The organism is Vibrio sp. Vb1755 (assembly GCF_033338635.1).
GTDB lineage: Bacteria > Pseudomonadota > Gammaproteobacteria > Enterobacterales > Vibrionaceae > Vibrio > Vibrio alginolyticus.
In genome coordinates, this window is record NZ_JAWOTA010000204.1 from 1 (window position 1) to 1,257 (window position 1,257).

1 protein-coding gene is annotated in these 1,257 nt (G+C 48.3%); it reads right to left on the reverse strand.

The features are described from left to right. Positions 1–1,257: SecDF P1 head subdomain-containing protein (locus R7E00_RS23920; RefSeq protein ID WP_318124743.1), on the reverse strand; the 1,257-nt coding region annotated here is incomplete at both ends.

A 1,257-nucleotide genomic window follows, 5' to 3' on the forward strand; every position in this document is an offset into this window, starting at 1 on the left:
TGACGGACCAATGGTACGTTCTTCAACGATAGGGATCGGTGCGATAAGTGCACCAGCACGTAATAGAAGTGCGAGGTTGTGCGCTTCAGCAGCAGAGTCGATACCTGTGATACGGAAGTTACGGCCAAGTGCAGATTGAATCGTTGCTTGGTTAATCACTTCTTCGTGCTTAGTCAGGATAACTTTGCCTTCAGGCGTTTTACGACCGCTGTCTTTGTACTCAGCAAACACGGTAGCCATTAACTTACCAATGTTTTTCTTCGAGAACGCCGACATCTTGTTACCACCCTCGCTGTCTAGCGAGATGTTAACTTGAGGGCGACCGTATTCATCCACACTAGAACTTGCATCCGTGATGCTAGCGCCGCTTAGGATGACACGCTTTTTAAGTACAACAGGACGACCATCGCGATCTTGTTTGATTTCACTGCCCGCAGGTGCACGGCCATTCGCCGCCGCTGCTAAATCAGCTTTATCATCAACTTCACGGAATTCAAGGGTTGCCGTGGCACCGAGAATTTCTTTCGCACGAGCAGTGTCTTGAACACCTGGCAGCTCAACAACGATGCGGCTAGCGCCTTGACGTTGCACAAGCGGCTCAGCAACACCCAGCTCGTTTACACGGTTACGTAGAATCGTGATGTTTTGTTCTACAGCGTAGTTACGAATCTCTTGCAAACGTTGCTCAGTAAAAGTGGCGATAAGAGCGTAACGACCATTCGAATCAGACTCGACAAAATTCATGTCAGGATGATTCTTTGTTAGCGTGCGCTTCGCTTCAGCCAGTTGCTCTTCGTCACGTAGCAACACTTCCACCCCTTCTTTGCCAGAAGGACGGATTGCACGGTAACGAATCTTAGCGTCACGAAGTTCACTACGGAAAGCTTCCTCTTGTTGACCTACAAGCTTTTCCATTGCTGCGTCCATATCCACTTCCATCAAGAAGTGAACACCACCACGTAGATCAAGACCTAGTTTAAGTGGCGACGCACCAATTGCTTCTAGCCAATCTGGAGTAGAAGGAGCAAGGTTAAGTGCAACAATTTTGTCTTTGCCAAGCGCTTCGCTGATGACATCACGAGCACTAATTTGAGTATCAGTGTCGTTGAAACGAACAAGAATTGATCCATTCTCGAGAGCAATGGATTTATGAGAGAGATGCTCTTTATCAAGAGCAGTGGTGACAGCATCCAGCGTTGACATATCTACAGAGGCGCCACGCGCCCCTGTAACTTGAATAGCCGGATCTTCACCGTA